This window comes from Nonomuraea sp. 10N515B (assembly GCF_052245915.1).
Lineage (GTDB): Bacteria > Actinomycetota > Actinomycetes > Streptosporangiales > Streptosporangiaceae > Nonomuraea.
The window spans coordinates 1-22,131 of record NZ_JBQQBQ010000029.1; the positions used below are offsets into that span (position 1 = coordinate 1).

19 protein-coding genes and 1 pseudogene are annotated in these 22,131 nt (G+C 70.1%); 15 read left to right on the forward strand and 5 right to left on the reverse strand.

From position 1 onward, the window contains the following. Together ACTWQA_RS34235 and ACTWQA_RS34240 are read left to right on the forward strand one after the other, a co-directional pair. Positions 1–116 (forward strand): annotated as a pseudogene (locus tag ACTWQA_RS34235) (IS5/IS1182 family transposase); the annotation flags it as partial. A 131-nt stretch (positions 117–247) separates the two neighbouring features. After that, the gene (locus ACTWQA_RS34240; protein ID WP_305919667.1) at positions 248–643 is read left to right on the forward strand and encodes a cold-shock protein; all 396 of its coding nucleotides are present in this window, start codon (positions 248–250) and stop codon (positions 641–643) included. A gap of 54 nt (positions 644–697) precedes the next feature. On the opposite strand, the gene ACTWQA_RS34245 is transcribed toward ACTWQA_RS34240, so the two are convergent. Continuing rightward, positions 698–2,215, reverse strand: a complete 1,518-nt coding sequence (locus ACTWQA_RS34245) for an MFS transporter (RefSeq protein WP_443163132.1) — start codon at positions 2,213–2,215, stop codon at positions 698–700. A gap of 198 nt (positions 2,216–2,413) precedes the next feature. Here ACTWQA_RS34245 and ACTWQA_RS34250 point away from each other — a divergent pair, with 198 nt between their 5' ends. Beyond that, positions 2,414–3,220: a DUF3027 domain-containing protein gene (locus ACTWQA_RS34250; RefSeq protein ID WP_327587690.1), complete on the forward strand. Its 807-nt coding sequence runs from the start codon at positions 2,414–2,416 to the stop codon at positions 3,218–3,220. Positions 3,221–3,466: 246 nt separating this feature from the next. Continuing rightward, positions 3,467–6,502, forward strand: a complete 3,036-nt coding sequence (locus ACTWQA_RS34255) for a sacsin N-terminal ATP-binding-like domain-containing protein (RefSeq protein ID WP_443163133.1) — start codon at positions 3,467–3,469, stop codon at positions 6,500–6,502. Between the two features lie 57 nt (positions 6,503–6,559). Here ACTWQA_RS34255 and ACTWQA_RS34260 read toward each other — a convergent pair whose 3' ends face one another. Next, complete coding sequence (locus ACTWQA_RS34260; protein ID WP_443163224.1) at positions 6,560–6,955, reverse strand: alpha/beta hydrolase; 396 nt, start codon at positions 6,953–6,955, stop codon at positions 6,560–6,562. 421 nt (positions 6,956–7,376) lie between these two features. Here ACTWQA_RS34260 and ACTWQA_RS34265 point away from each other — a divergent pair, with 421 nt between their 5' ends. Further along, positions 7,377–9,374 (forward strand): zinc ribbon domain-containing protein, encoded by a 1,998-nt coding sequence (locus ACTWQA_RS34265; RefSeq protein ID WP_443163134.1) that lies wholly within the window; start codon positions 7,377–7,379, stop codon positions 9,372–9,374. 388 nt (positions 9,375–9,762) lie between these two features. On the opposite strand, the gene ACTWQA_RS34270 is transcribed toward ACTWQA_RS34265, so the two are convergent. Then, positions 9,763–9,972, reverse strand: coding sequence for a DUF2530 domain-containing protein (locus ACTWQA_RS34270; protein WP_443163135.1), 210 nt, complete (start codon positions 9,970–9,972; stop codon positions 9,763–9,765). A gap of 82 nt (positions 9,973–10,054) precedes the next feature. Between ACTWQA_RS34270 and ACTWQA_RS34275 the strand changes: the two genes are divergently transcribed. The 4 genes from ACTWQA_RS34275 to thpR all read left to right on the forward strand — a co-directional run bounded on the left by ACTWQA_RS34275 (position 10,055) and on the right by thpR (position 13,895). Then, positions 10,055–11,497: an NCS2 family permease gene (locus ACTWQA_RS34275; RefSeq protein WP_443163136.1), complete on the forward strand. Its 1,443-nt coding sequence runs from the start codon at positions 10,055–10,057 to the stop codon at positions 11,495–11,497. A 125-nt stretch (positions 11,498–11,622) separates the two neighbouring features. Beyond that, a complete protein-coding gene (locus tag ACTWQA_RS34280) occupies positions 11,623–12,075 on the forward strand; it encodes a MarR family winged helix-turn-helix transcriptional regulator (protein ID WP_127936955.1) in 453 nt (150 codons plus the stop codon). Between the two features lie 23 nt (positions 12,076–12,098). Then, positions 12,099–13,325 (forward strand): MFS transporter, encoded by a 1,227-nt coding sequence (locus tag ACTWQA_RS34285; RefSeq protein WP_443163137.1) that lies wholly within the window; start codon positions 12,099–12,101, stop codon positions 13,323–13,325. A 12-nt stretch (positions 13,326–13,337) separates the two neighbouring features. Continuing rightward, a complete protein-coding gene (gene thpR / locus ACTWQA_RS34290) occupies positions 13,338–13,895 on the forward strand; it encodes an RNA 2',3'-cyclic phosphodiesterase (protein WP_305919659.1) in 558 nt (185 codons plus the stop codon). 109 nt (positions 13,896–14,004) lie between these two features. On the opposite strand, the gene ACTWQA_RS34295 is transcribed toward thpR, so the two are convergent. Beyond that, positions 14,005–14,973: an aldo/keto reductase gene (locus ACTWQA_RS34295; protein ID WP_327587697.1), complete on the reverse strand. Its 969-nt coding sequence runs from the start codon at positions 14,971–14,973 to the stop codon at positions 14,005–14,007. Positions 14,974–15,023: 50 nt separating this feature from the next. On the opposite strand from ACTWQA_RS34295, the gene ACTWQA_RS34300 reads away from it, so the two are divergent. Together ACTWQA_RS34300 and ACTWQA_RS34305 are read left to right on the forward strand one after the other, a co-directional pair. After that, positions 15,024–16,322, forward strand: a complete 1,299-nt coding sequence (locus ACTWQA_RS34300; RefSeq protein WP_443163138.1) for an MATE family efflux transporter — start codon at positions 15,024–15,026, stop codon at positions 16,320–16,322. Between the two features lie 60 nt (positions 16,323–16,382). Beyond that, positions 16,383–17,396 carry a hypothetical protein gene (locus tag ACTWQA_RS34305; protein WP_443163225.1) on the forward strand — a complete coding sequence of 338 codons (1,014 nt, stop codon included), beginning with the start codon at positions 16,383–16,385 and terminating at the stop codon, positions 17,394–17,396. A 179-nt stretch (positions 17,397–17,575) separates the two neighbouring features. Here ACTWQA_RS34305 and ACTWQA_RS34310 read toward each other — a convergent pair whose 3' ends face one another. After that, entirely contained in the window at positions 17,576–17,944 is a 369-nt protein-coding gene (locus tag ACTWQA_RS34310; RefSeq protein ID WP_305919655.1) for a hypothetical protein, read from the reverse strand. 108 nt (positions 17,945–18,052) lie between these two features. On the opposite strand from ACTWQA_RS34310, the gene lhgO reads away from it, so the two are divergent. From lhgO to ACTWQA_RS34330, 4 genes are read left to right on the forward strand one after another with little or no spacing between them, the layout of a single operon-like run. After that, positions 18,053–19,243, forward strand: coding sequence for an L-2-hydroxyglutarate oxidase (gene lhgO, locus ACTWQA_RS34315; RefSeq protein WP_443163139.1), 1,191 nt, complete (start codon positions 18,053–18,055; stop codon positions 19,241–19,243). Between the two features lie 17 nt (positions 19,244–19,260). Further along, a complete protein-coding gene (locus ACTWQA_RS34320) occupies positions 19,261–19,953 on the forward strand; it encodes a response regulator transcription factor (protein ID WP_127936947.1) in 693 nt (230 codons plus the stop codon). Between the two features lie 8 nt (positions 19,954–19,961). Next, positions 19,962–21,365: a sensor histidine kinase gene (locus ACTWQA_RS34325; protein ID WP_443163140.1), complete on the forward strand. Its 1,404-nt coding sequence runs from the start codon at positions 19,962–19,964 to the stop codon at positions 21,363–21,365. Between the two features lie 44 nt (positions 21,366–21,409). Continuing rightward, the gene (locus tag ACTWQA_RS34330) at positions 21,410–22,096 is read left to right on the forward strand and encodes a response regulator transcription factor (protein WP_327590969.1); all 687 of its coding nucleotides are present in this window, start codon (positions 21,410–21,412) and stop codon (positions 22,094–22,096) included. The last annotated feature ends 35 nt before the right edge of the window (positions 22,097–22,131 follow it).

Consider the following 22,131-nt stretch of genomic DNA (forward strand, 5'->3'; position numbering starts at 1 on the left):
GCGCGAATGCCGTCCTGAAGAACTGGCGCATCCTGCGCAAACTCCGCTGTTGCCCGCTACGTGCAGGTCAACTCGTCAAAGCAATCTTCGTCCTGCAAGCTCGCGAGGTGCGGTGAAAAACCTTCACCGGTTGGTCCCAGCGCGACGAACTCCGGTAATTCACCGGCCTTTATGCGCTCGCTCCAGCGCTCATCGGGGCATAACCTACATCCATCCAGCTTTTCGACTGTTTGAACGAGGTCCTCCTGTGCCGAGTGGCAAGGTCAAGTGGTACGACGCCGACAAGGGTTTCGGCTTCCTCACCCGCGACGACGGCGGTGAGGTCTTCGTGCATTCCTCCGCGCTGCCCACAGGCGCAGGCCCGCTCAAGCCCGGCCAAAAGGTCGAGTTCGGGGTGGCCGAGGGCCGCCGCGGCCAGCAGGCGCTCTCCGTCAGGATCCTGGAGCAGCCGCCGACCCTGGCCAAGCCCAAGCCCAAGGCCAAGCGGAAGAAGCCGGACGAGATGGTCGTCATCGTCGAGGATCTGATCAAGCTGCTCGATGAGATCTCGACCTCGTATCAGCGGGGCAAGCATCCGGACGCGGCGCATGCCAAGAAGATCGCGCAGGTGCTGAGGGCCGTCGCCGACGACCTCGACGCGTAAGGGCCGAACCGAGGCCGCGGGTGGGTCACCGGCCGCGGCCTGACCGCGAGTTGCTCAGCCGAAGGGGTTGGTCAGCGGTTTGGTCGAGTCCAGCGTGTCGCCTCGCCGCTGATCGTGGTCATCCGTCTCCGCCGGTCGCGGGTCGTGGTCATGCGGCTGGGGCCACCGCGGGTCCTGCTCATCCGTCTCGGCCTCGGCCCGTTGCCTGGCCAGCTTGGCCTTGGTGGCGCGTACCCGCTTCCTCCTGGCGATCAGCAGCCAGCCGAGTGCGGCGGTCAGCGCGACGGCCAGCGTGATCAGCCCGGCCAGGCTGCTCTGGGCCAGCGAGAGCACCAGCCCGACCAGGCCGCCGAACACCCAGGCGAGCTGAAGCACCGCCTCGACCACGCCGAACGTGGACGAGCGCACCTCCTCGCCGATCTCCCGCTGCACGATCGCGTCGAGCGCGAGCTTGCCCAATTCCTGTGCGAACGCCGTGACGAAGGAGATCGCCAGCGCGGCCCACAGCCCGAAGAAGATCGCGGTCACGATGGTCGTCGCGACCGTCACGGCCAGCGTGACCAGCACGATCAGCTGAGGGGCGTGGTTACGCGTCCAGTTGGCCACGGCCGCGCCCACCAGGCCACCCAGCCCCGCCGCCGCCGCCAGCAGCGCGATCGTCTTGGGGATGTCGAAGAACGGATCCTGCGCCCACGCCTGGTTCACCGCCAGCCACGGCACCGCCTTGTCCTGCACCAGGAACAGCAGGAAGAACAGCAGGAAGCCGGAGAAGACGCGGATGGCCACGTTCGCCCAGACCGCCTCGGCGACCGCGGGGCCGACGTTGAACAGGGTGCGCCAGCGGGACGGCTGGGCCCCCTCTTCCTCCAGGTCAGGGGAGTCGACGTGGCGCGGCAGGCGTACGGCGGCGACGCCGAGCAGCAGGAAGGCCACCATCGCGATGCGCAGCACCGCCGCGCTGCCCAGCCACGCGGTCATGCCCGCCCCGATGGGCACCGCGGCCCCCGCCGCGACCAGCGTGAACAGCGCCACCCGCGCGTTCGCCGACACCAGCGTGATGTCGGCGGGCAGCACGTTCGGCATGATCGCCGCCCGTGACACGTTGTACGCCTTCGACAACACCAGCACGCCCAGCGCCCCGATGAACAACGTCGGCAGGTCGCCGGGACCGACCGCCGCGGCCATCGCGAAGCACAGCAGGCCCCGCCCGAACAACGTGCCCGCCATCACATAGCGCCGCCCCGACCTGAACTTGTCGAGTATCGGCCCCACGAACGGCGCCAGCAGCGCGAACGGCAACATCGTGATGACCAGGTAGAGCGCGACCGAGCCGCGGGCCTCGCCGACGGGCACGCCGAAGAACACCGTGCTCGCCAGCGCCACCGTCACCAGCGCGTCACTGGCGCTGTTGCCGGCCGACAGCTCGATCAGCCGGCCGAGCCCGGTGCGGCCCGCGCCATTGGCGTAGGTGAGCCGGCGCGTCGCTTTGCCGACTTTATGCGCACCCTTGGCAGTGGCCTTGCCGGCCCGCGCGGTGCCGCTGGCCGTGGCTTTTCCGGCGCGCGCGGTCACGCGACCCGCGTCGGCGACTCCACGCCCTACGCGCCGCGTGATCTGACGAGCCCGCTCCCAGCCACCCTCCACGCCTACAAGTCTTACCCGATTACTCCACCGAGTCGGCGGAGGATCCCCCGTTGTGTGCCCGTCCAGGTCCGGTCATGGGTGAGAATGAAGTGTGAGCGAACAGCACCTTTCGCCGGAGGCGGCCCAATGAGCCGCACCAGGGCCCGCGTCTCCGCTCCCGACGAGGCCTGTGCGGCCGCGGTCGATCTGGCGCGCGCCGCGGCTGAGGAGCTCGCGCGCCCGGGTCGACCAGGCGAGCACCTCGGCTTCGAGAGCGAGGGCGACCGGATCGTCACCCACTATTTCGCCTGCCTCGACCGGGCCTACCACGGTTGGCGCTGGGCCGTCACGGTCACGCGTGCCTCGCGCGCCAAGAAGGTCACGGTGAGCGAGGTCGTTCTGCTGCCCGGCTCGGGAGCGCTGCTCGCCCCCGAATGGCTGCCGTGGAGCGAGCGCCTGCGTCCCGGCGACCTCGGCGTGGGTGACCTGCTGCCCACCCCGGAAGACGACGACAGACTCGCGCCCGGTTTCACCGAAGCCGGCGGCGACGCCGACCACCAGGCGGTTTTCGAGTACGGCCTGGGCCGAGCCCGTGTGCTCTCGGCCATTGGCAAGGACCGGGCAGCCAGACGCTGGCACTCGGGCGAGCACGGGCCGCACACACCGATCGCACACGCCGCTCCCGCGCAATGCTCCACCTGCGGGTTTTACTGGCTGCTCGCGGGTTCGCTGCGGCAGATGTTCGGGGTCTGCACCAATGAATACGCGCCGGACGACGGCAAGGTGGTCGCCGCCGACCACGGCTGCGGCGCCCATTCCGAGGCCGCGGTCCTGCCGCCGCCTGTGGAGCAGGCCATCCCGATCCTTGACGACCTGGGATATGACCTGATGGAGGAGGAGGAAGCGGCGGGTTCGGTCGACGAGTCGGCCTCCGAGGAGCTTGGCCACTCCTGACCCGCCCACTGCACCCATCGCCCGGACCGCCCCCGGCTCACCTCCGATCGGCGGCTCACCTCCGGTCGGCGGTTCGCGCCCGGCCGGTGGCGATGCGGGTCACAACCCGGTGCGCACGGGCGGGCGTCGTGCGGCTTGGCTGGGCAGCCCTGGATGTCCCGTTTGGGCGGGGCGAAACGGAGATCGTTGTCGGCCAGGGCCGCTAACCTACCCTGGCCCCCTACTCCTCAACACTGGACGTGATCGATGACCGACACCTTTGGCTGTGACCGGATGCGAGCCGCCGTCCTGGCCGCATGGACGGCCTCGCCGGCCAGGTTCCGCGAGGACGCCAACGCCGAGGAGGACTTCGCGCTCGGCGGCTACCGCGATCGGCTGATCGTCGAGCTCGCCCAGAACGCCGCCGACGCGGCGCTGCGGGCGGGTGTGCCAGGGGTGTTGCGGCTGACGCTGCGCGGCGACGTGCTCACGGCCGCCAACACCGGCGCCCCGCTCGACGCCACCGGCGTGCAGAGCCTGTCCACGCTGCGTGCCTCGGGCAAGCGGGACGAGAGCGGCGCGGCGGGGCGGTTCGGCGTCGGGTTCGCGGCGGTGGTCTCGGTCAGCGACGCGCCGTCCATCGGCTCGCGTGAGAGCGGCGCCGTGCGCTGGTCGCGTACGGAGACCGCCGCCCTGGTCGGCGAGATCCACGCGCTGGCGGGCGAGCTCGCCGACCGGTCCGGGCACGTGCCGCTGCTCAGGCTGCCGTTCGACGAGCCGCCCATGGTCGACATTCCCGAGGGGTTCGACACGCTCGTCCGCCTGCCGCTGCGCGACCAGGGTGCTGTCGAGGCGGTCCGGCGCATGCTGGCCGAGACCAGCCCCGCGTTGTTGCTCGGCATGCCCGCGTTGGAGGCCATCGAGATCGACCTCGACGGCTCGGTCCGCAGTGTGGGCGCCGACGGCTGGCATGTGGTGTCGGTGTCGGGCGAGTTCACCCCGGACGAGGTGAGCAGGCTGTTCGCCGACCGGCCCACGGAGGAGCGCGCCCGCCCCTACTGGTCGCTGCGCTGGGCGGTGCCCGTCACCGGCACGGGGGAGCCCGGGCCGCTGCCCGGCACGGTGCCGCCCGTTGTCCACGCGCCCACGCCCAGCGACGAGCCGCTCGACCTGCCCGCGTTGCTGATCGCGTCGTTCCCGATGGCCACCGACCGGCGGCACGTCGCCAGGGGGCCGCTCACCGACTTCCTCGTCGAACGCGCCGCGGACACCTACGTCAAGCTTCTGCGCGAGCTGCCGCGCACGCCCAAACTGCTGGACCTGGTGCCCTCCCTCATGGGCAAGGGCGAGCTCGACGCCAGGATCCGCCGGGCCGTGCTGGCCCGTTTGCCCGCCACGCCCCTGTTGCCTGCCTTGTCCGCCCCGGCGCCGGTCGTGCAGACGCCGTCGTTCGCCGACGCCGAGGTCTACGAGCCGGACGCCGAGTGGCAGGTCGAGCACCCGGCACCGGAGCCCGGGGCCGACGGGTGGGTGGTCTCCGGCCGTGAGGCGGCCGTGCTCGCGTCGGGGTCGGGGGAGCTGCTGGAGACGGTCGCCGATTTCATACCCGGTTTGCTGCCCGGGGGATGGCCGCCGCGGCATCCCGCCATCACGGCGCTCGGCGTACGCAAGGTGGAGCTGTCCGACGTGGTGGACCTGCTGTCCGGCGAGGTCGTGGAGGCGCGGGAGCCGTCGTGGTGGCGCTCGCTCTATGAGGTGCTGCCCGCCGACGACCCCGAGTCGCTCGGCGCCCTGCCGGTGCCGCTGGCGGACGGGCGGCTCGTCCGCGGGCCGCGCGGCACGCTGATCCTGACCGACGGCGGGGCGGAGCTGGACCTGACCCCGCTCGGACTGCGCATCGTGCACCAGGACGCCGCCCATCCCGCGCTGCTCAGGCTGGGCGCCGCCGAGGCCACACCGCGCACCGTCCTCGAGGACCCGCTGACCAAGGCCGCCGTCGCACAGTCGCTCGACAGCCCGGAGCCGGAGCCCGTGGCGCGGGCGGTGTTGTCCCTCGTGGACGCGGCCGGGCTGGCGCCCGGCGAGGCGCCGTGGCTGGCCGAGCTGGCCCTGCCGGGCACCGACGGCGAGCTCTACCCGGCCGGGGAGCTCATGCTGGCCGACGGGGCGCTGGCGGGGGTCCTGGAGTCCGGCACGCACCTCGGCGTGGCCGCGGCCGAGCTGGAGGAGACCTACGGCGCCCGGGTGCTGGCCGCGGCAGGGGTGCTCGACGGGTTCGCGATGGTGCAGGACGAGGACGTGCTGCTCGACCCCGACGAGTGCGACCACGATCTCGACGGCGAGGACGAGTGGCTCGAGCACGTGCTCGATCTGCTGCCCGAGCTGGACGTGCCGCCCCTGGTGCCCGAGTTCACGGCCGTGCGGGACCTGGAGCTGGTGGCCGACTGGCGGGCCGCGCTGGAGCTGCTCACCACGCCGCCGCTGCGGGCCGCCCTGCATCCGCTGCGGATCGAGGGTGTGGAGGTGCCGTCCTACACCGCCTGGTGGCTGGCCAACCATCCGGTGCTGGGCGGGCGCAAGCCTCGGGAGCTGCGGCTGCCCGGAGCCGACCCGCTCCTCCAGGGCCTCTACGCCGACGCGCCCCCTGGGTTCGACGAGGGCGCGCTGTCGATGCTGGGAGTCCGTACGACCCTGACCGAGCTGCTGGCCTCGCACGGCGGGCCGGAGGAGCTCCTGGACTTGATGGCGGACGAGTCGATGGAGGTGGACCGGGCCCAGTTGCGTGCGCTGTGGGTCGCCCTGGCCGCCGTGGATCCCTCGCGGGTGGCGCCGCCGTCCCGGGTGCGGGCCGTGCTCCGCGGGACGATCGTGGTGGCGGCGGCCGAGGACGTGGTCGTCGTGGAGGCGCCTGACCTGCTCCAGCTCGTCGTGGACCGGCCGTTGGTGCTGGCCCCTGACGATCTGGCCGAGTCCCTGTCCGAGCTGCTCGACCTGCCGCTGGCGGGGGAGCTGACCTCGGGGGAGGTCACCTCGCAGGGGGAGACACGGGAGGTGCCCGCCGAGGTGCGATCCCTGCTGCCGACGGCGCCCTCGACGTATGTGGCGCACGAGAAACTGCTGGTGGACGGGGTGGAGTGCGCGTGGCGCTACTTCGAGGGCGCCGTCCACTGCACGGGGGTCGACGGGCTGGCCCGCGGCCTGGCCTGGGCCACGGGCCAGTGGAACGACCGGCTCGCGGTGGCGGCCCTGCTCCGCGACCCTGAGTCGGTGCCGCTCCTCCTGGCGGAGGCCGACCTGTCCTGACGGCCGGCCACCTGTCCGCGCCCCTGGCGGTCCGCCTGCCCCACCGGCCGCGGCGGGTCAGGCGGGGCAGGTGCTGCTCTGGGTGGGGAGCTTGCCCTCCAGCAGGTATGCGTCCACCGCCTTCATCACGCACCCGCTCCCGCTCAGGTAAGCCCCATGCCCCTCGCCCTCGTACGTGACGAGGACCCCGGTCTTGAGCTGCCGCGTGAGCGTTTCGGCCCACTGGTAGGGCGTGGCGGGGTCACCCTTGCCGCCGATCACCACGATCGGCGCCGAGCCGGTCGCGTCGATGCGCTTGGCCGCGTCGTCCCCCGGCACCGGCCAGTGGGCGCAGACGCCGCTCGACGCCTCCGTCGCCAGGATCGGGAAGACCTCCTTGATCCGCTCGTTGATCTGGGCGGTCTCGGCGGCGGTGGGGCGTTCGGCGGTGTCGGCGCAGTTGATGGCCTGCAGGGTATGGACTGCTCGTCATATTCGCCATGAAAACCCAAGCGTCTGACCTGATCTCGTAGTGGCGCTCTTTCGGATTGGCGGTGACGGTCAGGCCCCGGGGCAGGAGCACTTTGCCCGGCCGGTGCGCGTCGGTGGGGCGCTCGCCGATCTGGTTGTCCCGCGACGCCACCGAGCCTTCACCCCCTGCGACGCGACGGGCGGTGACGGCCGGTTCTGACCAGGCGGGTCAGGGTGAGGCGGGCATCAAGTCGTTCACATGTTCTACCCGCCAGGACCAATTGTTGGTAGTCTTACGGTCACTGACGGTGAAAACCGGAGCCGGGGCGGGGGCGGGCATGCGGGTCGTCGAGCATGGCCGTATGGCGGCCGATGCCGGTGCGAGTCGTCAGCCTCGGCCTGAGCGAGGCGGGGCGGTGGGTGCATGAGTAAGCTCACCGCGACGGCGACCTGTACCGCCCATGGCGCGATCGTGGAGCAGACCGGTCAGGTCGTCTCGCAGGCGCTGCTGGCCCAGCGGGTCGCTTGGCTGACCGGCCTGGCGCGGGAGCTGGCCGCCGACCTCGTGGCCGGCCGGTGGAGTGCGGCGGATCTGGATGCCCTGGCGTCCGGGGTGGGGTTGGACGGGCGGGTGTTGCCAGCCAAGGGCTGGATGGCCGCCCGGCGGCTGGGCTGGGGCGTGAGTCCGGCGTCGGGCGTGCATGTGTGTGATCGGGTGGCGCGGTGTGCCCAGGAGCAGGCGGCCCGGCTGTTGCGGCTGGCTTTGCACCGGCGCGAGATGGTGGCGGCGATCGTGGCGACGTGGCCGCGTGACCCGGGCAGGCGCACCGACGCGGAATGGGACGCGTTGCGGGCGGTGCTGCCGGATGGGGCAGGCGCGGCGGAGGTCCGCAATCGCACCCGGCAGATCCGCGCCTACCGCGACAAGCATGACGGCGTGCTGCCGGCGGATCTCACGCAGCTGGAGGGGCCTCCCGCGTGTGCATCGCAGATCGTGCTGGCCGCGGCCGACCGGCAACTGGCCACCCTGGAACGCACCGGCGAGCGCAGCGCCCGGCTGCGGGTGAAGCTGCCCTTGACCGCCTGCCCCGCCTCCGCCAGGGACTGGGCCTGGCACGTGCTGCCGATCGCCCTGCCGCCGACCGTGCCTGCGGAGGCAAAGCTGTGCGCCCCGACCCTGCGCGTGGTCAAGGGCCGGGTGCGGGTCGATCTGCCGTTCCAGATCCCGATCGGTTTCGCGCCGGCCACCGGTCATGTGATCGGGTGCGGCTTCGACTGGGGCCTGAACGCCGTGCTGACCGGCACGATCGGGCATCTGACGGCCGACGGCCGGGTCGTCTCGGATGGGCGGCCGCTGGCCTACGACGCCGGCGGCGTGTCGGCCAAGCTGCACCGGCTGCGGGCCGAGCGTGAGCACCTGGCCGCCAAGCGCACACATCAGGAACGGTTGCTGGCGGGCCTTACGCCCGCCGATGCCCGCTTCGCCGAACTGGCCACAGCGTGGGAGGTCATCAGCGTCGAGCATGAGCGACTGTGCGCGCGCATCCGCAACCTGAACAAGGCGCTGGCCTGGTCGGCGGCCCGCTGGGCGGTCGACCAAGCGGTCGCCGCCGGGGCGACGGTGATCTATCTGGAGGACCTCGCCACCCTGGAGGCGCGCGGGCGGCGGGGACGCGCGAACGCGCGGCTGTCGGGGCAGGTGCGCGGCCAGGTCGTGGAGGCGATCCGGCACCTGGCGGCCAGGCACAGCATCGCCGTGGTCACCGTCCCGGCGCGCGGCACGTCCAAGTATTGCCCCCGCTGCGGTGACGGCACGTCGATGCTGCGGCATTGCCCGGCCCCGGACCGGCTCGCCGAGCGGGGCTGGGCGTGGGCCTGGTGCCCGGCGTGCGGGCTGTCGTGTGATCGGGACTGGGCGGCGGCCGAACGCATCCTCGCCCGCGGCCTGCTCGGCCAGCAGGCCACCCGCACCGACCGCACCACCGGGACCCGCACCATCCGGAAGGTGGTCGAGGGCAACGTGGCCCGTGCCCGCCGCCCTCGCAAGGCGACCCGGGCCGCCCGCCGCGCCCGCCGTACGCGAACCGACCTGCACCCCCGCCCGGAAGCGCGGGACAGAGCCAAGAACCGGCCCACCCCGAAACGACCCACCCGCACCCCGAAGAACAGTTCGATGACCTCCAGCCGTGTGCCCGACCGGCGCACGGTGCCCGCCCCACCCCCCAACAGGGGTGGACAGCGTCCGGCGGGCCAAGCACCCCAGACGACCCGCCCGCCCGCGGGACGCACAGGACTTGCACGCGATCCTCACCACCGGACCGGCTTCCACCGCGTCGCGGCCACCCCCGTACTCCCCCTGGGACCGTACGCAGACGGCCCGCCACGGCCACGCCCGCCCGATTTGCCCGAAATCCTCGGGTAAACACAGAGGATCGCAGACGCTCGTCATCGCCGTCGTCCCGTCCGCCTTGCGGCCGGTGTAGGAGTCGGCCAGGGTGGCGGTGCCGTTCCCCTTGATGGCGGCCGCAGCGGCCTGCTCGAGCATCGGCCAGGTGGCCTTGGCGTACAGGGGTGTGATGACGGCGAGCTGGGCCAGCCCGTACGTGAGCTCCCGGTCCCCCACCTTGAGCGGCTGGTCCTTCAGTCGGCGAGGACCGCGGCCGCCAAGAGGAATGTCGCGATGGGCTTCTTCATGCTGACAAGCATGGTCGTACAGGGATATGTCGATGTAGTGGGTGGTAACACCGCTTGAGGGTGACTTCGGGGAAGTGCCGGAGATGACGAATGTCAGCTTCGACGGCGTACGCGCGTCAGGTTCTGGGGCGGCGTACCAGCCACATGCCGAGGAAGCCGAAGCCGACCCCGGTCGCGCAGGTCCAGAGCCACCACTCGTTCTCCGGAGCGGGGCGGAAGATCAGCAGAACCACCAGGGCGACGGCCCAGAGGGCGGTGCCCACGGCGATGGCGGCCATGTCATTGGTCTTGATCGGCTCGGGGTTGGGGTGCCACTGCTGCTTCACGGATCCAGCCTAGCTTCCAATCGGGTCTCGATCTCATCACTGCCACTTTTCCGCAGTTCACGCATACTGCCACTCTTCGCGCGTGAGCGACACACGTAACTCAATAGATCGATTTTTCGCAATCTCCGCACGAGGGTCGACCTTCTCCCGTGAGATCCGGGGCGGCCTGGCCACGTTCTTCACCATGGCGTACATCGTGGTGCTGAACCCCATCATCATCGCCAACGGCAAGGACCTGACCGGCCAGCACATCGGTGACGGCGCGACGGCCAACGTCGCGCTCGTAGCCGCAGGCACGGCTTTTGTGGCGGGCGTGCTGACGATCCTCATGGGTGTCATCGGCAAGGTGCCCTTCGCCATGGCGGCGGGACTGGGCCTGAACGCCTTCGTCACCTTCAGCATCGCGTCGGTGATGACCTGGGAGGAGGCCATGGGCCTGGTCTTCCTCGAAGGTGTCATCATCGCCATCCTGGTGCTGACCGGGCTCAGGACGGCGGTGTTCCACGCCATCCCGGCCCAGCTCAAGACCGCGATCAGCGTCGGCATCGGCCTGTTCATCGCGCTGATCGGCTTCGTGGACGCCGGCTTCGTGCGCCGCGTGCCCGCCGGGCCGCCGCTGGAGATGGGCATCGCGGGCAGCCTGACCTCGTGGCCGATCTTCGTGTTCATCGTCGGGCTGCTGGCCACGGTCGTGATGGTTGCGCGCAGGGTCAAGGGCGCGATCCTCATCGGCATCATCGGCACCACGATCCTGGCGATCATCGTCGAACTGCTGGCCAAGGCCGGCAACTTCTCGGCGGAGAACCCCGGCGGCTGGCAGCTCAACCGTCCCATCGTGCCCGACGAGATCTTCGGGTTCCACAACCCGCTCACGCTGTTCACCGAGTTCGACCCGTTCGGCGCCTTCATCCGCGTCGATGTGCTGCTGGCCGGGTTGCTGGTGTTCACGCTGCTCATCACGGACTTCTTCGACACCATGGGCACGATCGTGGGCGTCGGTCGGCAGGCGAACCTGGTCCAGGAGGACGGGACGCTGCCGCGTACCCGGGAGATCCTGCTCGTGGACTCACTGGGCGCGGCGGCCGGCGGCGCGGGCTCGGTCTCCTCGAACACCACCTACATCGAGTCAGCCGCCGGCGTCGGCGAGGGCGCTCGTACTGGCCTCGCCAGCGTGGTGACCGGTCTGCTGTTCCTAGTGGCGATCTTCTTCGCGCCGCTCGTCAAGATCGTCCCGTACGAGGCCGCCGCTCCCGCGCTGGTCCTGGTCGGTTTCCTGATGATGACGGCGGTCCGCGACATCGACTGGAATGACTACGAGATCGCGATCCCGGCGTTCCTCACCATTGTGATCATGCCGTTCACCTACTCGATCTCGAATGGCATCGGCGCCGGCTTCGTCACCTTCGTGCTGATCAAGATCGTGGCGGGCAAGGCGCGGCAGATCCACCCGCTGCTGTGGGGCGTCGGCATCCTCTTCGCGCTCTACTTCGCGATCGGCCCGATCCGGGCGCTGCTGGGAATCTGAGTACGAAAGCATGCCCTGGCCGTCCCGCGCGAGCGGGGCGGCTTGCGGGTATCAAGAGGTGAGACGACCCTAACCGGATTGGGAAATATCTTGCTGTGCCCTATAGTTAGCAAAGGTAATGACTCATGCTAACCAACACCCAGCACAAGATGGACCTGCGCAGCGACGCAGGCCTGGCTTCGGCCTTGCGCGTTTCACTGGCAAGGCTGACCAGGCGCCTACGACGACAGGCGGCGGCGCACTCGCTGACGCCCACACAGTTCGCGACGCTCGCGGCCGTGGAACGCCATTCCGGGATAACCCCCGGCGAATTGGCCGAGCTCGAGAAGGTGCAGCCGCCCTCGATGACGCGCGTGATCGCCGCGCTCGAGGAGCGCGGCCTGCTCGCCCGTACCCCGCATCCGACCGACCGGCGCCAGGTGACCGTGACCGTGACCGAGGCCGCCGAGAAGCTGCTGAAGGAGGAGCGACGCCGCAAGGAGGCGTGGCTGACACAGCGGCTGAAGGAGCTCTCGCCGGAGGAGAGGTCGATCCTCAGGCAGGCCGCGCCGATTCTGGAGAAGCTCAGCAAGATATAGAGCCTGAGCAACGCAAGACCGGGATGTTCCGGTCGCTCCGTATTCGTAACTACCGCATGTTCGCCGCCGGTGGCACCGTCTCCAACGTCGGCACCTGGCTGCAGCGCACCGCCCAGGACTGGCTGGTGCTCGATCTGACCCACGGCAGCGCGGCGGCGCTCGGCACGGCGACCGCGCTGCAGTTCCTCCCGATGTTGCTGTTCGGGATGTTCGGCGGAGTCCTCGCCGACCGTTACCCCAAGCGCCCCATCCTCATCACCGCGCAGACGCTCATGGCCGCGCTGGCGCTCACCATCGGCGTCCTGACGATGACGGGCACAGCCCAGGTGTGGCACGTCTACGTGATGGCGTTCGTGCTCGGCATGATCTCCTGCGTGGAGGTGCCGACCCGGCAGGCGTTCGTGGTCGAGATGGTCGGCCGCCGGGACCTGCCGAACGCGATCGCGCTCAACAGCTCCATCTTCAACCTCGCCCGCGTGGTCGGCCCGGCGCTGGCCGGCGTGCTGATCTACGTGTTCGGCGGCACGGGGCCGCTCTTCCTGATCAACGCGCTCACGTTCGGCGGGGTCATCTCGAGCCTGATCTTCATGAGGAAGGCCGAGCTCAACCCGGCCGATCCGGTGCCGAGAGCGAAGGGACAGCTCAGGGAGGGCCTGAAGTACGTCATCCGGCGCGAGGAGCTGCTCATGCCGGTGCTGTTGATCGGGTTCGTGTCGATGTTCTCGCAGTCGTTCTCGATGTCGATCGCGCTCATGGCCCGCGAGGTGTTCAAGGCGGGCGCATCCTCGTTCGGGCTGGCCTCCAGCATGTTCGCGGTGGGCGCGCTGGGCGGTGCCCTGCTCGCGGCGCGCCGGGCCAGGCTGTCGAAGAAGGTGTTGTTCGCCGGGGCGATCGGGTTCGGGCTGTTCCAGATCGCCACCGGGCTGGCGCCCTTCTATCCGGCCTACCTGCTGCTGCTGATCCCGACCGGGATCGCGCTGATCACCATCAACACGGCCGCGAACGCCAGCGTCCAGCTCGCCACGTCCCCCGAGATGCGGGGCCGGGTCATGGGGATCTACATGCTGGTGTTCACCGGTGGCGCGCCGCTCGGCGCACCGCTCATCGGCTGGTTGTCCGAGCTGGGCGGGCCGCGCGCGGGCGTGATCCTGTCCGGCGTGCTGGTGCTGGCCGGCACTGGGCTGGCGGTGCTCATGACACGCCTGATCGGCCGCCGGGTCGGGAGGAAGCCCGTTCTCGCCATGGCGTGATAATCGGTTTGTATGAGGCTTTTCGCGGCCGTGGTGCCGCCCGACAAGGTGCTGGATGAGATTTCACGCGCGATCGCGCCGCACGTCGGGCAGGTGCCGGGGCTGCGCTGGCCGGACCGGGCCACCTGGCACATCACGCTGGGCTTCTTCGGCGAGGTGCCCGAGGAGGTGCTGCCCGAGCTGGAGGTGCGGCTGGCCCGGGCCGTCCACCGCCACTCGGCGCTGGACCTCGCCTTCGAGGGCTTCGGCGCCTTCTCCTCCGCGCGCCGGGGCAGGGTCTTCTGGATCGGCGTCGTCGGGGACTCCATGACCAGGCTCGCCGACTCGGTCAAGGCAGGCGCCCGCCGCGCCGGAGCCACGCAGACCGACGAGAAACGTTTCCACCCGCACCTCACGCTGGCCCGCGCCAAGACGGAGACGGACCTCCGCCCGCTGGTCGAGTCGCTGTCCGGGTTCAGCGGCTCGCCGTGGCGGGCGGAGCACGTCCGTCTCGTCCGCAGCTATCCAGGACCCCAGGTGAGGTACGAGTCACTCGCCGAATGGGCGCTCGCACCCGCTGAGCGAGGCTAGGCTCCAGGTCGTGGATCGTCCTCGCCCCTGGCTGCTGCCCGTCGTGCTCGGCCTGCTCCTGCTGATCGTGGTCATCGGCGCGCTGCTGAGCTGACAGGCGCGGCCCGGCCTACCAGGCGTAGTCCTCCGGGGCCGTCTTGTGGCCGGGGAAGATCTCGTCCAGGCGGGCCAGAGCGGCCTCGTCCAGCTCGATCTCCAGGGTCCGCATGCTGCCGTCGAGCTGCTCCAGCGTGCGCGGGCCGATGATCGGCGCGGTGACCGCCCGCTGCTTGAGCAGCCAGGCCAGGGCCACGTAAGCCGGCTCCTCGCCCAGCTCGTCGCAGAGCTTCTCGTACTGCTCGATCTTGTCGCGGTGCTTCTCGAGCTGCACGACCATGTGGTCGGCGGCCGAGCGGCCCTTGTCGATCTTACGGAGCACGCCGCCGAGCAGGCCGCCGGCCAGCGGGCTCCACGGGATCACGCCGAGGCCGTAGTCCTCGCACGCGGGCAGCACTTCCAGCTCGACCGCGCGGGTGAGCAGGTTGTAGTGGGACTGCTCGCTGATGAATCCGTTGAAGTTACGCTTGGCCGCCGTCTCCTGCGCCTTGGCGAGGTGCCAGCCGGCGAAGTTCGACGAACCGACATAGATGATCTTGCCCTGCTGGCGCAGGATCTCCATGGCCTCCCAGAACTCCTCGAACGGGGTGTCCCGGTCGACGTGGTGGGCCTGGTAGATGTCGATGTAGTCGGTCTGCAGCCGCTTCAGCGAGGCATCGCAGGCCTTGCGGATGTTGAGCGCGGACAACTTCTTGTCGTTGGGCCAGTCGCTCATCGCGCCGTTCAGCTTGGTCGCGATGACGGTCTTCTCCCGGCGGCCGCCACCCTGGGCGAACCACCGGCCGATGATCTGCTCGGTGACGCCCTCGCCCATCTTCCAGCCGTAGACGTTGGCGGTGTCGAAGAAGTTGATGCCCAGTTCCAGGGCCCTGTCCATGATCGCGAAGGAGTCTTCCTCCGAGGTCTGCGGGCCGAAGTTCATGGTGCCGAGGCAGAGCGGGCTGACCTGTAGGCCACTGCGTCCGAGGTTGACGTATTCCATGGTTCCAACCCTAAAGACCTGGAGTGCGCTCCAGGCCATAGGGTGTTCAGGTGATCGTTCTGCTTCGTGCCGCGGTTCCGCTGTTCGTCGCGATGGTCACGGGCACGGTGGGGTCGCTGGTGGTCACGTCCGTGCTGGGCAGACACGACACCGTCACGCTCGCCGCGTTCGCCGTCATGACCGCCGTGCTCAATCCCGCGACCGCCGCCATCCAGGGCGCGTTACGCGGGCTCGGGCCGTTCGTGGCCCCGCATCGAGAGGATCCCGCGGCGGCCGTGCCGATCGTGCGGGACGCGCGCTGGCTCAGCCTCGCCGCCGGCGCCGTCGGGGCTGTGGCGGTGCTGTGCGTGCCGCTGCTGGCGGGTGCCGCCGGGGTGCCCGGCGAGGTGGTGAACGAGCTGGGACTGCTGCCGTACTTCCTGGCGGGCTATCTGCTGGTCTTCGCCTCCACCGGGGGCACGAGCACCATACTGATCGCGCTCGGGCGCAACCCCCAGGTGTTGTGGGCGAGCTTGACCGCCGCGGGGCTGCTGAGCGTGCTGGCCGCCGTGCTGGTGCCGCCGCTCGGGCTGACCGGAGTCGGCCTGGCCTGGCTGATCTCGGGGACGGCGGCAGCGCTCGTGGCGACCTTCAACCTGCGTCAGGCGTTCGGGCAGGGCATCGGGCAGTCGCGCCCCAGGATGGGGGAGATCGTCCGGCTGGCGCGGGTGAGCATTCCGCTGGCGGCGACCGTACTGATCAAATTCGGGGTGCTCGGTGTCGTCACCTTCGCCGCGAGCACCACCGGCACGCGCGACACCGCCGCCCACGCGGTCCTGACCGCGCTCACCGCCATCATGCTGGTGGCGTCGGTCGCCGTCGCCCAGGCGTCGGTGCCCGACGTGGCCCGCGCCCGCGACGCCGCCGAGGCCCGGCGTGCCGGCCGGACCGCCATCCTGCTCGCGATGATGGGTGCGGGTGCGGGGGCGCTGCTGTTACTGGTGTTCGGCGCGCAGATCATGACGGTGTTCAGCGACGACCAGGTGGTCCGTGAGCGGGCGCTGGCGCTGCTGCCGGTGATGCTGCTGTCGTCGTTGTTCGACGCCGCGCAGGCGGTCAAGGGCACCGGGCTCACCGCGCTCAAGCGGTCGAGCGCGAGCCTGTGGTACTTCGCCGTCTGCTACGGCGTGCTGCTCGCGGCCGCCGTGCCGGTGGCCAGGACCTGGGGGATCACCGGGTTGTGGGTGGCGATGGCGGCGGCCAACGGGCTGCTGGTGGTGCTCCAGAGCCTCGGCTTCCACCGCCACAGCGCCCGGATCGGTCAACAGCCCGGCAGTGATGTCGAGCCACGCCAGGTGCGCAAGGTGTAGACGGCGAGCTCGCGCACGCGGCGGTGCGCGTCCGCGTTGGAAGGCGGCGCGTGAGGCATGATGACTGGCGTGGGGGATGTCGTGATCAGGGTGCTGGCCGTCGCCGCGGCGACTTGCTGTCTTGCCGCCGTGCCCGCCCATGCGGCGGACGACGGGGCGGAGAAGCTCTTCACCTTCAAGGACCCGGGCATCACGGAGTCCAGCGGCCTGGCGGTGTCCCCGACGCACGACGGCGTCTACTACACCCATAACGACAGCGCCGCCGCTCCGACCTTCTACGCGGTCGACGCGAACGGCCGGACCCGTGCCACTTACCAGGTCCGCGGCGCACAGGCCCGGGACTGGGAGGCCATGGCCGCGACCAAGGACCCGGCGACCGGCCGCGGGGTGCTCTGGTTCGCCGACATCGGCGACAATCTGGACGGGGCCTGGCCGGACATCTCCATCTACAAGGTGATGGAGCCTCGCACGCTCGGCGACGCCACCCTGCCCGCCACCCGCTACCGCTTCCGGTACGCGGACGGCGCCCGCAACGCCGAAGGCATGATGATCAACCCGAAGACCGGCCGCCTCTACGTGGTGTCCAAGGAGTTCGCGGGATCCGTCTACGCCGCCCCCAAGAAGCTCCGCGCCGACCGCACGAACATCCTCCGCAAGGTCGCGGGCGCCCCCATCATGGCGACGGACGCGGCCTACGCCCCCGACGGCTCCTCCTACGTCATCCGCACCTACTTCTCCGCCACCCTCTACAAGCCCTCCGGCGAGTCGATCTCCAAGGTGACGATGCCGGAGCTGAAGCAGGCCGAGTCCATCACCTACACCTCGGACGGCACCGCCCTGCTCACCGGCACTGAGGGCCCGAAGAGCCCGGTCTACCGGGTCCCGCTCCCGGCCCGCGCCAAGCCCACGGCCACACCCAGCCCGGCCAGGGCGGAGAACACACCGGACCCGTCACCCCAGGCCGCGGCCGACGGCGGCGGGGGAGGCCTGACGGCCAAGGACGTCCTCATCTGGCTGGCCGCGGCGGCGATGGCAACAGGGGTGATCACCTTCATCGCCCGCCGCACCCGGTGACGTCACGGACGGGGTCACCTTTTGTTGCCCGCCGCACCCGGTGACCGCTTCGCCTTGGCACTCGGCCACGTATGCGCCGTTGCGGCGACGCGCCGGTGAAGCTGGTGAGCGTCTCCCTGGAGGGCCGGTCACCGGCGTCGGCGATTGGAGTGTCGCTGGGCGACCGTAAAAGTATGGGTCTAGTTGCGCGCGAGAGTGGTGAACATGTCGCCGCGGAGCGCCGCCTCGACGGCGGCGATGCTCCGGGACAGGCGCACCAGGCGCGGCCCCTCCGCCCGATAGGTGTCCAGCACCGCCTCGATGGCGTGCGGCGGGAGATGGCCTTTGAGATCCACGGCGGCGTTGCGGTAGCCGGCGCGGGCGGCTTCGATGGCGGAGCTCACGTGATGTCTGGCCATGCTGGCCAGGGCCACCGGATGCCGGCGGAGCACCTCGTACGCGCGGTAGTCCGGCGGCACCGCGTCGAGCAGCCACGCCACCGCCGACGTCTCCCAGTCGGGAACGCTGGGCGGGCGCACCTCGGCGGGCCAGTCAGGCGGGAGATACATCACATCACCTCGGCGGGCCAGTCTGGTGGGAGGTGCATAGGTGCATCGTACTCATGTTCGATTCGTCCAGATATGGCGGGGACGGCCGGTTAGCCGGAAAATCGTCATGTGACGGAGAAGATCGGGATTGTGGGCGCGGGCATCGTCGGGTTGGCGGTGGCGCGCGAGCTCGCCATCACCAGAGGCGCCGAGGTGACGGTGCTGGAGAAGGAGAGCCACGTCGCCGCCCATCAGACCGGCCATAACAGCGGCGTCGTGCACGCGGGCATCTATTACCCGCCGGGTTCGCTCAAGGCCAGGCTGTGCAGGGAGGGCGTCGCGCTGCTCAAGGACTACTGCGCCGCGAACGAGCTGCCGTACGACGAGGTCGGCAAGCTGGTGATCGCCAGCACCGGCGCCGAGCGCTCGCGGCTGCACGCGCTGGCCGAGCGTGCCCGCGCCAACGGGGTGCCGGGCATCGCCGAGCTGGACGCGCTGGCGCTGCGGGAGATCGAGCCGCATGCGGTCGGCGTGGGGGCGATCCACTCGCCGCACACCGCGATCTGCGACTTCGCCGCGGTCGCCCGCCGGCTCGCGCTCGACGTGGTGGAGCTCGGCGGTTCCGTGCGGCTCTCGCACCCGGTACGGGCGATCAGGGAGCGTTCAGCAGGCGTGCAGGTGCTGGCGGGACGGCGGCGCTTCACCTTCGACCGGCTGGTGGTGTGCGGAGGGCTGGGGACGGATTCGGTGGCCAGGATGGCTGGGCATCCGGGGGATGTCAGGATTGTCCCGTTCCGTGGGGAGTTCTATGCGCTGAGGGGCGCGGCGAAGGATCTCGTTCGCGGGTTGATCTATCCGGTGCCCGATCCGCGGTATCCGTTCCTGGGGGTCCACCTGACCAGGCAGACGGATGGCGGCGTGCTTGTAGGGCCGAATGCGGTGCTCGCGCTCGCGTACGAGGGCTACGGATGGCGAAATATCAGGAATTTCCGGCAAATTCTTGGTTGGCCGGGCACCATGCGCCTCGCCCGTCGCCACTGGCGCACCGGGCTCAAAGAGATCCGCGGATCGCTCATCAAGAGCGCCTTCCTCAAAGGCGCGCAGCGTTACGTTCCCGAGCTGACCGCCGCCGACCTCACTCGGGCCCGTAGCGGCGTCCGCGCTCAGGCCGTGGCCAGGGACGGCGACATGGTCGACGACTTCGTGGTCGACGTGCACGACAACGTCGTCCTGGTACGCAACGCGCCCTCCCCTGCCGCCACGTCCAGCCTGGCCATCGCCAGGCACATTGCCGGAATTGTCCCAGCACTCGTCCAATGAGGGCATCCTTGGATGTGATGGAATCACGCCTGCTAATCGTCGAGGACGATCCGAACATCCTCGAACTCCTCGCCGCGAGCCTGAGGTTCGCGGGATTCGACGTGACCACGGCGAAGAGCGGCCTCGACGCCGTCGCCGCCGTGCAACGTCACCGCCCTGACCTCGTCGTGCTCGACGTCATGCTGCCCGATCTGGACGGTTTCGAGATCGTCAAGCGGATGCGCGGCGGCGGAGTGCACACGCCGGTGGTGTTCCTGACCGCCCGTGACGAGACCGAGGACAAGATCCGCGGGCTCACGATCGGCGGCGACGACTACGTCACCAAGCCGTTCAGCTTGGAGGAGGTGGTCGCCAGGATCCACGCGGTGCTCCGCAGGACGGCCGGCGAGCAGCAGGCGGCGCCGCCGCGGCTGACGTTCGCCGACATCGAGCTGGACGAGGAGAGCCACGAGGTGTGGCGCGGGGGCAACGCTGTGGCGTTGTCGCCGACCGAGTTCAAGCTGCTGCGATACTTCATGACGAACGCAGGGCGGGTTCTGTCCAAGCCGCAGATTCTCGACCACGTGTGGGACTACGACTTCAGGGGCGAGGTGGGCATCGTGGAGTCGTACGTCTCCGTCCTGCGCCGGAAGATCGACAACCGCAGCCCCCGGCTCATCCACACCCTGCGTGGTGTCGGATACGTTCTTCGCCTGCCGCCGAGTCCCTGATGCGCGGCATGCCGCTGAGGATCAAGCTGATCGCGTCGATGCTGGCGTTGCTGGGATTCGGCATGACCTTCATCGGCCTGGTGAGCGTCTCGGTCCTGCACGGCTACCTCATCGACCGGGTGGACGGCCAGCTCCAGCTCCTCAGCGTGCGCATGTACAAGAAGGTCATCGCGATCGGCAAGAAGGACCTGGAGATCTCCGACCGGCCCATCCTCATCGAGTCCGATGCGATCGTCCTGGTCAAGGAGCCCGGCGGCGAGTTCGTGCCCATGCTCACCGACCGCGACGTCGACCTGAAGCCCAAGCCGGTCCTGTCGCCCATCCCGGACCACGAGCCCTACACCACGTCCGCCGTCAGGGGCGGCGGGGAGTGGCGGGTGATGGAGAGCATGATCGACGGGCGCACCCTCGTGGTCGCGGTGGACCTGGAGGAGGTCGACGCGATCACCCGGCGCCTGGTGCTCATCGAGCTGCTGGGCGGCGGCGGCATCCTGCTCATCCTGGCCGTCGTGGGCGTCACGATCGTACGCCGCAGCATGCGCCCGCTCGGCCAGATCCAGCACACGGCCGAGGCCATCGCGGGCGGCCAGCTCGGCCGTCGGGTGCCTGACGCCGATCCCCGTACCGAGGTCGGCCGGCTGGCCAAGTCGCTGAACGGCATGCTGGCCCAGATCGAGACGGCTTTCGCCGCCAGGTCGGCCTCGGAGGCGGCGGCTCGGCGCTCCGAGGACCGCATGCGCCAGTTCGTCGGCGACGCCTCGCACGAGCTGCGCACCCCGCTGACCTCCATCCGGGGCTTCGCCGAGTACGCCAGGCAGAACCCCGGCGCCGACCCCGCCGAGCTGATGCAGCGCGTGGAGAAGGCCGCCGGGCGGATGAGCCTCCTGGTGGACGACCTGCTCCTGCTGGCCAGGGTGGACCAGCAGCGGCCGCTGCAGATGCGGCCCGTGGACATGCTGGCGCTGGCCGCGGACGCCGTACAGGATGCCAGGATCCTCGCGCCCGACCGGCTGATCAAGCTGGACGTGGTCGGAGGCGCGGCCCTGATCGTCTCCGGCGACGAGGTACGCCTGCGCCAGGTCATCAGCAACCTCGTCACCAACGCGATCGTGCACACCGAGCCCGGCTCGCCGATCATCGTCAGAGTCGGGGCCGGCACGGACAAGGTCTTCCTCGAGGTCGTCGACAACGGGCCCGGCCTCACCAACGAGCAGGTCGAGCACGTCTTCGAACGCTTCTACCGCGCCGACTCCGCCCGATCCCGCCGCCGCTCGGCCGAGGATCGGGGCAGCGGGCTGGGCCTGGCCATCGTGCGGGCGCTCGTGCGGGCCCACGGCGGGACGGTCACCGTCGACAGCTCGCCGGAGCACGGCTCCACCTTCCGCGTGGAACTCCCACTCGCCTTGGAGTGACTCTTCAGCTAACCCTCAGGTGGCTGCGTCACGCTAAGTAGGTGATGAATCCCGAGCTCCGCGAAGCGCTGATCATGGTGGTGGACGACGAGCCCAGCATCAGGGACCTGCTGTCCGCCAGCCTGCGCTATTCGGGGTTCGAGGTCCTGACCGCCGCCGACGGGCAGGAGGCCGTGGAGGTGGCCGAGCGGGCCTCGCCCGATCTCGTGGTGCTCGACGTGATGCTGCCCGACCTGGACGGGTTGGAAGTGGCCAAGAGGATCGACGCGCCCGTGTTGTTCCTGACCGCCCGTGACGCCACCGAGGACAAGATCGCCGGGCTGCGGGTGGGGGACGACTATGTGACGAAGCCGTTCAGCCTGGAGGAGGTGCAGGCCCGGATCCGGGCAGTGCTGCGGCGCACCCGTGCGGAGGGCACGCCCGCCAGCAAGCTGAAGGTGGCCGACCTGGAGCTGGACGAGGACGCCGGCGAGGTGTGGCGGGCCGGGCGCCAGATCCGGCTGTCGCCGACCGAGTTCAAGCTGCTGCACTACTTCATGGTCAACGCCGGGCGGGTGCTGTCGAAGGCACAGATCCTCGACCACGTGTGGAACTACGACTTCGGCGGCACCTCAGGGGTCGTCGAGTCGTACGTCTCCTACCTCAGACGCAAGGTCGACGACGTTGAGCCACGGCTCATCCACACCCTGCGCAGCGTCGGTTACGTGCTGCGGGAGCCGCCCTCGAGCTAGCCCCGAATGCCCACGAAATGCCATGGGAGGGCGGC